The following is a 9,717-nucleotide window of genomic DNA, read 5'->3' as shown; positions in this document are numbered from 1 at the left end:
ATCGTTGTCAGGGACGCAACATGCGTCCCCATGGCGAGCCTGGAAATCATGTACCGCGCCTCGAGGCCGCCTTTTGAATGCGCGATCAGGTTGATTTTTTCCGCCCCTGTTTCACCCAGGACACGCAATACGTTTTTCTTTACGATCTCCGCGTTGTTTTCGATCGATCCCCACGCGTCCTGGCCGCTGTAATGAATGTCCGCCCCAAGGGTTTTCAGTTTTTCCGGAATTCTTCCCCAGTAGTTGTAATTGGGGTTGTCGTCCCGGAAGCCGGCGCCGTGAACGAGCATGACGGGATATCTGGTTTTACCGTTCATTTCCGGGGAATATTCCATGAGATATCTCCTGTCCAAAGATTACCGGATTTCATCCGGATGCGCAATATGAATTCGGCTGTCATCCGGTTACGAATTTTTTTATTGCTATAAATCAGGTTTTATTGTAGGATGCACGCTGATGTTATCGATAAATGAAAAATCGCGCAGTAAGCGGGGGTTTTCTTCTCCCGGATGTCACGCCCGTTGGCAAGTGACATCCGCAATCGACGATACAAGAACTTACTACAAAAGATCTATGGAGATTACTTATGAGAAAAATAGCAGCATTTTTATTTTTTCTGTCAGTACCGTTTCTCGCTATGGGTTCAGTTGAAAACCTGAAAAAGGCGGTAACGCCGCCCGTTATCGACGGGCAGGAAGACGAACTTTGGGAAAATACCGGGTGGATTTCTATCCGCCGGCAGATGTATCCGGAAATACAGACCGGACCGGCGTATGCGAGGTTCAAGCTGGTTTATGATGATAAAGCGCTATACATCATCGCCAGGGTATATGACGATGTGTTGAACAATGCCGGCGGACCGGATTTTTATTTCGAGAATGACTGTATAGAACTGTTTTTCGATATGGGCAATGAAAAAACGGTCTACCCGGACGAAAACGACTTTCAGTTCTGTTTTATATATAATATGAAAAATATATATTCGAGAGAAAACCCGGGCGTACAGCCTATCGAACATGCATGGATAACGGAGGAGGACGGATATATGCTCGAAGTGAAGATTCCCCTTCAATGCGTGAACACGAACGGGATTGCAGCGGGCGATATAATCGGATTCGATATACTCGTTAACGATCGTGACAACGGCTTTTCCCGGGACAGTCTTTACGCCTGGTCCGGAAACGAAAGCGACCGAAGTTCAAGCGGTGAACTGGGCGAATTGATCGTAACGGACCATGGGGTGTGTGAGGTTATTGAAGCGGAAGATGCTTCCCCCGCGACGATGGGTGTGCGGAACCTTCGGGGTATTGCATTCGCCGAGACAATGGTGGAAAATCACGGCGAACTTGTTTTCGATTTTTTTTCATTGCCTTCGGGAGTCTATTCGATATGGGCGAAGGTATCGGGCAAAGACAGGGAATCGAACGAGTTCGGCCTGGTTGTGGATAACGGCCTGAAAACAAGAACAGTATTTATTCCCGATGAGGAATTTTACTGGACCAGATTGACGGAATCACCGGCCGTCTTTAGAGAAACGCGGAATCATACGGTAAGGCTGTATGGTGAGGAAAAGTATGCAAAAATAGACAAGATTATCCTGACGAACGATAACCGGGAAGATCTTTTCAGGCCAATCGACAGGCCGGAGATAACGAATGTGGAATTGAACGGCGGGGAGGTCAAACTCGAGTGGGACATGGCCGATACCGGCAGAATAACCGGTTACAGGATCGAACGGCAAAGCGGGGGCGGGGTGTTTGAATACATCGGTGAAACGGAAGGAAATGTTTATTGTTTTCATGATGCGTCTATGCATTTGCATCCCGATCCGTGTTACCGTGTCATAGCGTTAGCCGGGCCGGATAATTCTCCGTATTCGAAGAGGGTATACCTCGATTATCAGGTACCCCGAAAACCTTTTCACCTCACCGTGACGCAGCATAAATTCCGGTTTTTCAATGCCTGCAGGCTGTCGTGGGAAAATGATGACGATGAGGTCGTCTCTTTTGAGATCGAGCGGCGGATGAATGACCATGAGTATACTGTCATAAAAAGGATTCCCGCCGGTAAAAACGAGTATTATGATGTCGCTTTCGGAGTGTTACGGATGAGGGAGAATAAAACTCCCTGCTACCGGATACGGTCGTACAACGGCAGAAAATATTCCCCCTACGCGTATCCCGAAACAGATGAAGACCTGATAAAGGATATCCGGTATTCCAACGGGAACAGCGATATCCATATATCTTCATGCAGCAAAAGGGGCATATATATGTATCAGGACCTCAGGGAAAGAAAAGCCGAATTCCGTTACCTTCCCGACTATCTCGAGGGCATCCAATACATTCGCGGTTTTTATTTCGATGCGAATATCGACGATGACGATTACCTGGCTTTCAGGACAAATAAAAACATCCGGCTGTATCTCGCCGTCGCACATGATTCGGATATCAATGATAATGAATGGACGCTCATCGGCAGCAAGGTCAACATTAATCCGGTATATTATCCCCGCGGCGTCGATATCTACTCAAAGGTAATTCGGAAAGGGGAAGACGTCATAACGGAAGGAAACAGGAATTACAGCCCGCACTAAAACACCTTCCTTTTGTTTTGTAAAGAAGAGGAAAACGCTTTTATCGGAATCAATTTCGGACCGAAGGAGACGGGGGAAGTGGCGGGTTACTATCTTGATTGCGGAAAAACATATGCATTACACGAAAACGGCTACACCTACGGCTGGGAAAAGGCCGGGAACGGAAAAATAAACAGTAAAACGAATATGCCCGGTATCGATATGTGCGGCAAGGGGCATACTCCCCTGAAGGATAGAAATGATTGTCTTGAATCGACATGGCTGTATATGACCGGTGAAACCGGGTGGAAGATTCTGCTTGAAAACGGCTATTACAGAATCAGGGCGGGTTTTGCCGATCCGGTTCGACCGTACGGCCTGTATAAAAAGGCTGACGATACCTTTGAAATTTACATTAACAATAAGCATTATGCCCTTGAAGCGGGGGACCGTTTCTTTTTTGGCAATAACGACCGTGATTTGATGATGCTTGACGACGTTATTGTTTCGGAGTTTTGCGGTAATCAGCTTGTTATAAGGGGAGGGGTGCAAAAAATCGCGATTCAGTATCTTGAAATAGAAAAGATCGATGATGTGATCGTCAACAGATGCTATGCGTCGGACGACACCTATATCGAAAGCGGGAAAAGGGGCCGGCTGAATGTCAACGGTGATAAACCGTATGTTATTGTACAGGATTTTGAGAAATTCAGCGGGTCGAAAAAAATCGGATGTCTGGAATTCGCTCCGGACAATGTTGCCGGCATACACTCCGCATATCTCTCCCTTTATTATCATGGAAGCGACGGGGGACCGCCGCACACGGTAAGCCTTCAACTCTATGCCATTGACGGCCATGATTTTGATGAAACCAGCCTGAATTGGAATAACGCCGCCTTTATTACCGGAGAAGATAAATACAAAACGGATATAATAAAGGAGGCCCTGCTGGTGGATGAGATCCTCCTGGATAAAACGGATAACTCATACTGTTCGTTCGATATAACATCGTATATGAAAGACAGATTCGATTCCGTTGTCACCTTTTTGCTTGTGTGCGGAAAAGGAACTGATTTGGGATCGGTATTTTTCAGCAAGGAGGCGGGTGTGAATCCCCCTTTCATCGAGATCAATCGTGTGAAAAACCGGATATCACAAACCGGTTTTTTAACCGGGAACCGGGAGAGTGGATTCGAATTGGCAACATATAACGGCACGGTTTTTGACGGCGAAACATACAATCTTGAAAGCGATTACCTGAACCTCGAGGAATACACCGATTGTAATGTCAGGATAACGGGTTATTTCGTCCCGGAACAGGATGTCCCGGTTGACAGGACGATTCATGTGGAAGATCTGAATGCCGTTGCCCCCGACAAGCCGGAACTGATCGTCGACCGCATCAATAAGGACGGACGCCCCGTATGGGCCTGGAACAAACCCATTGGCGCCCTCCTGTTCGCTTATTCACTGGATGACGGGGAATGGACGGATGCGGTCGAAACATCGTTTTCACCGGCGATTCCGCTTCCGGAAGGCACTCACCGCCTGCGGCTCAAATGCCGGAACCGCCTGCTGTGGTCGGAGACTGCGGAAGCGGCCGTTCTGATCGATATGACGGCACCCGAGATAACGTCGATGGCGTTCGATACCCCCACAAAAAACCGGAAACCCGTATTCATATGGACCGCCCGCGACGGATTGACAAACGATCGGGAGCTTGTCTACCGGTACCGTATTGATGAAGGCGAATGGCACCTTTCCATCGAAAACCGGTATACGCCCGGAGAAAATCTATCGGAAGGCAACCATATGTTCGGCATCGGCGCCAGGGATCTTGCCGGAAACTGGAGTGATGTGAGGGAATATCCTTTTTGCATCGACATCACGCCCCCGCGGGTGACGGACGTGTCATACGAGACACCCACGATGGACAGGCGGCCGCGGTTTCAGTGGTCGGCGGACGACAATTATACGGAGACGGGCGATATCGAATATCTGATCTGTTTCTATTCTCCATCTCAAGACGAAAGCGTGCCGGATGATTCCGGTAAGGCGGCTGAAGGGTTTATCGTGACAAAAGAGACATCGTTTACCTCCTCGTCCGATGCCGGTGACGGTTCTCATATGTTTATGATAAGCGCCCGGGACCGGGCGGGCAATTGCAGTATCCTTGAAAACCATGAAGTGATTGTGGATACGACACCCCCGTTGATTCATAATCTGGACTATCATGATTCCGAAAGCGGGCCCGCCTACATCTGGGATGTCACGGATAATTATTCACCGGAAGAGGATATCGATTATGAATGTCTTTTAACGACGGATAACGATAGCGACGGCAACTGGAAACCGGTCTCGGGCAATTCCATAGCGATCGACCCCCTCTATCGAACGACAGCGCATACCTTTACGTTGAGGGCAAAAGACCGGGCAGGAAACATGTCGGAAAAATCCGCGGACACGAAAAGCGGCGTGACGATTGCCTGCGGGGAAGTCACACTCGCGATTCCGGAAAATGCGTTACAGGAAATCGTCCCCATACGGATATCAAAAGCCGATCCCCTGCAGCTCGCTCCGGACGATACGGACAAGGTGATTATTGCGCAATGCGCGTTTGAATTAAAACCCGACGGGTTGACGTTTTCACGGAGTTACACCCTGAGTATCGATTATTCGGGATACGAGCTGCTTTGCGATGAAGATTATCTGGGGATTTATTATTATGATGAAAATGAAAAACATTGGGAACAGGTTATGCCTTCGGAAACGGATAAAATCGGTAAAATCATAACCGCGCAATGCAATCATTTTTCGGTTTTTGCCCTCGGTTACCCGATCGTCAATGAAATAGCGATGTTCGCACCGGAAAAGCCGGCGGGACAGACAGTGGGGGAATGGTTTGTCGATGCCCCGGATTCCGTCATTAATGCAGTACGGAACAGGATAACCGAAAACCCGGACATCGATATCGTGACCGTGTATGTAAGGGGCGGCGATTATTATTGCGGGACTGAAGACGAGGTATTGATTCTGGAAGATATCGATTTCGGTTTCGGAAGAAAGGTCGTGTTCAAGGCCCTGCCCGGAGAAAATGTAAGGATTATCGGCGGTGTGCGTATCCGGGCCGACCTCTTTCATCCGGTCACCGATCCTCTCATATTGCAGAAAATCCCGGACGAGGCCGGGGAGATCGTACGGGTCGTGGATCTTGTAAACGATGTCGGTATCGATGAGTTTCCCGATTTGAAACACCGCGGAAGGAACACGGAAGGGCGTAATGCGGTGTACAAGACAGACGATTTGAATCAGGAGTTTTACTTCAACCGCAGGCCGATGCAGATCGCCCGCTGGCCGAACAAGGAACTCGTGGGACCGGACGACAATAGTGTCTGTTCACAGGAAGACTATGCGCGAATGACAAGAAGGGGAGAACTCTCGTTTGACGTGGCCTTGCCTGAGGAAGATCGATCGCGCCCCGGACGGTGGACGGAAAGTGCGGGCAAGGATTTATGGATTTTTTATTTTAACAATAATAATGAAGAAGAATTGATGAAAGTACGGGACATTTCGGGCAATACGGTCAATCTGGCGTACATGGATGATCCCGAAGACAGCGGTCTTCTGGATAACCACCTGTTTTACGCTTTCAATGTACTGGAAGAACTTGATTCCCCCGGCGAATACTTTCTCGACCGCGATCCCGAACATCCGGCCAATCACGGAAGGCTGTATTTTTACCCGCCTGAAGACCTCGTCGACGATATGTATCTCTCCAATACAAAGACCCTCATGACCGTCAGAAACTGCAGCAATATGACGTTTGACGGATTCGTTTTCGAGGGTTCCAAAGAAAACTGCGTGGAAGTGTGGAATTCCAACAATATCGTTTTCGAACAATGCGTTATCAGGAACGCGGGCAAAGCGGGTATATTGATTTCAACGGAAATTGACGGTGAAACGGGAAGACATGCGTATAACGGAGACCGCGGCCTGAGCGACAACCACCCCGTCAATACCCTGAACAGCAGAAACTGCGGACTCAAGGATAGCGAGGTGTACGACACCGGTGAAAACGCAGTGGTGATTGACGGCGGAAACAGGGCGTATCTCAAGCCATGCCGCCACTTTTTACAGAATTGTTCCATTCACCATTTCGGGAGAGTGGAAAAATCACGGACCGCCGTCATTATCAGCGGGATAGGGATCAATGTCATACACAATGAAATCTCCCGTGGACCGAGTATGGGTATCTATTATTTCGGAAATGACCACCTGATACAGTATAACAATATATACCGGGTGTGCCAGGAGGTCGAAGACATGGGCGCTGTTTATTCCGGCATGGATATCGGCTACCGGGGTAATGTCATCAAAAACAACCTTATCTATCATATCAAGACAAAATTCAAGGACGAAGAGGGGGTCCATTGTATTTATTTCGACCAGGGCTACAGTTCGGCCGAAGTGCTGGGGAATATCATCTACGATTCGAACGGTATGGCGGTCTTTGTCGGCGGCGGACGGGACAATAAAATCAAGTACAACGTGATTGCGGAACACGGCGGGGCCGCCATAATAAACCGCTGCGCCTTTCTGGACAGATACTGGGGGGATAACGATTTCGAGCTCGATAAAAAACTTTCCGAATTCCGTTACTGGACCTCACCATGGAGCTACCGGTACCACGATTTGATGAGGCACTACTACGACGAGAACAAATACGATAGAACGATGCCCTTCTGGAACAAGCTGGACGACAATATCATCTACCGCTCCAATTTATACCCCCTTATGCCTACCGCCACCCTCGAAGATCTCGAATCGTACGGGCTCGAGATCGTTTCCGTTTCCGAACATCGCACGGAAATGCTGTATCATATCGATATCCCGATAACCGAAGACCTCCATTTGAAGTGGGACGTCACCATTATTTTCCCGTTTAACGTTTACCTTTTCAATACGGGGTACGTGAAAATAGGAAGTTTCGCCGGTGAGCCGGGCGGAATAAATATGGCCGTTCCCATATTCGATCCGTATTTTTTCACGAGTTTTATCATCGACGCGCTGATGTCGGACAAGTATTTGTCCAACAAAAACAACGCGATCGTCGATCCCGGTTTCGTCGATCCCGACAACGAAAATTTCACATTCTCCGCTTCCTCGATTATTCACGAACTCAGGGATTCCTGGCAGTCCGGCCTCTGGGACCCGATCCTCGACGGCGAGACATATTTCGGCAGAATCCCGAACAAGCCCGTTGTCATCCTGGAACCGGACGCGGAAAACAATCGTATCCGCGTCACGGGAAACTGCGACCCGTGGGCGGAAATCAAGGAGGCCGTTCTCTACGGTCTCGACGAATCGGGCGGGGTAGTCAATTCGCTTGCCGTGACGGATAATCTCACAAGACAGGACAACGGATCGATTTCCGGTATCCTTTATCCGCCGGGCGCCTTTTATACGAGTCAATTCTGCGTCCTCGATATCACCCTCAAACACTCGAAAGAGGCTTCGTATGCGCTCGAAGCAGTTACCGGACGATCGGGCAGAATCAATTTTACCTATACCGATACGACGGCGCCGGAAATAACCGTTTTCGACGTAAATGATCCGGTTATCACGGACGGGGGAATAGAAATATCCTTTGATTGTGAAGCGGAAGACGATGTGGGAATCAGTCAATGGATGATCACCCTCGCGGCCGAAAAACCGTTTTTCTTTGATGAACGATGGGAGGACGAAAAACCGGATATGGTCGTCCTTCCGCTCGCCTCGGGAACATATCATCTGTATGTGTGGGCCAAAGACGCGTCGAACAACATCAGCGATTCGATGTCCGATACCGTGGTCATCGACCCGATTCCCGTAAGCGGCGTCATGCAATACACCTCTCCCGGATTGTATGAGTGGAGGATAACGGACAAATACCTCACGGTTACGAATGTGATCGTGAACGTGACCCTGATCGCCGGCGGCGGGGGCGGCGGGGGCGGCGCGAGCAACAGCGATATCGGCCTGAATTTTTGGGGCGATTGCGTCGCCGGGTGTACGGACAAGGCCTCCGGGGGCGGAGGCGGCGGGGCCGGCGAGGCCATCGAACTGACGTTAAGCGAAGCGGATATGACGTTCGACAAATACAGACTCATTGAAATCGTCGTCGGCGGTCCCGGTACCGGGGGAGACGGGGGAGGAAAACAGCACAGCGGAAAATCGGGAACATCGGGCGGGTATTCCAGATTCGATACCCATACCGCCCGGCCCGGAGGCGGCGGGGGGGGAGGAAACAATGACAGCAGCAGCTGGGGAAAGGGCGGAAGCGGCTATCCCGGCGGCGGCAATCATTCGGGCCGTGAAGGAGGAGAAGGCGGAAACAACGGGAGCGGTTACGGCAGGGGCGGTGACGGCGGAAGGGGAACGAAGTACAGCGAGGGCGGCAAGGACGGCGACAATGGCGGAAAGGGATATGTGAGAATAGAATGGACGGGGAACCTGTAAGCCGATGTGATGTTTCATTTAATTTAAACATTTTATTTTTTTTAAAAAAATAACTTGTATAAAAAAATGAAATAAACTATACTCAAGATAATATGGGTATATGCTCATTAATGAACATATATCCATATTGAATCACGGAGAAAAAGTGAATACTGAACTAACGGAATTGCAGGAGAATTTCCTTTTTCTTATACACGATTACATTAAACGCGAGGGAAAATCGCCGACCCGCCGTGAACTGCTAAAACTGGGAAACCAAAAAAGCACGCACGGTGTCAACCAGATTCTCACCGCACTCGAAAAAAAGGGTTACATAAGCATAGACCCTCCCAGAAAGTCACGGAATATCATCATTAAGAAAATACCTACAAAACAATTAATGCTGGAGTTTAAATAATACCATGAATGGCAGAAATAGTAAAAAACCTACTACTGATGAACTTTTGAATTTTTTAGAAAAAAGGATCGAGCAATGAAAAATTGTACTGGCGGTATGCTTGGCAGTGCTGACTTTAGAAAATATATTATTCGTAAAGACATACCTAAAACGAAAGAGCTATTTAGTTCCTGTTGATTAATACCCATTTATCAAACAGCCGAAATTTTTCTTAAATACCTGTACCGGGCATTCAGGATTTGTTTTT

The 9,717-nt window shown here is 48.8% G+C and carries 4 protein-coding genes; 3 read left to right on the top strand and 1 reads right to left on the bottom strand.

The features are described 5' to 3' along the window. Positions 1-335 (bottom strand): hypothetical protein (locus tag JW881_18805; GenBank protein ID MBN1699577.1); only part of this gene is annotated, 335 nt, incomplete at its 3' end. Between the two features lie 251 nt (positions 336-586). On the opposite strand from JW881_18805, the gene JW881_18800 reads away from it, so the two are divergent. The 3 genes from JW881_18800 to JW881_18790 all read left to right on the top strand — a co-directional run bounded on the left by JW881_18800 (position 587) and on the right by JW881_18790 (position 9,470). Then, positions 587-2,596 (top strand): hypothetical protein, encoded by a 2,010-nt coding sequence (locus JW881_18800; protein ID MBN1699576.1) that lies wholly within the window; start codon positions 587-589, stop codon positions 2,594-2,596. Positions 2,597-2,674: 78 nt separating this feature from the next. Then, positions 2,675-9,073 (top strand): right-handed parallel beta-helix repeat-containing protein, encoded by a 6,399-nt coding sequence (locus tag JW881_18795; GenBank protein ID MBN1699575.1) that lies wholly within the window; start codon positions 2,675-2,677, stop codon positions 9,071-9,073. A 145-nt stretch (positions 9,074-9,218) separates the two neighbouring features. After that, complete coding sequence (locus tag JW881_18790) at positions 9,219-9,470, top strand: hypothetical protein (protein ID MBN1699574.1); 252 nt, start codon at positions 9,219-9,221, stop codon at positions 9,468-9,470. The last annotated feature ends 247 nt before the right edge of the window (positions 9,471-9,717 follow it).

Source organism: Spirochaetales bacterium (assembly GCA_016930085.1).
Taxonomy (GTDB): domain Bacteria; phylum Spirochaetota; class Spirochaetia; order SZUA-6; family JAFGRV01; genus JAFGHO01.
This window is presented reverse-complemented; position numbering and strand designations above follow the sequence as displayed.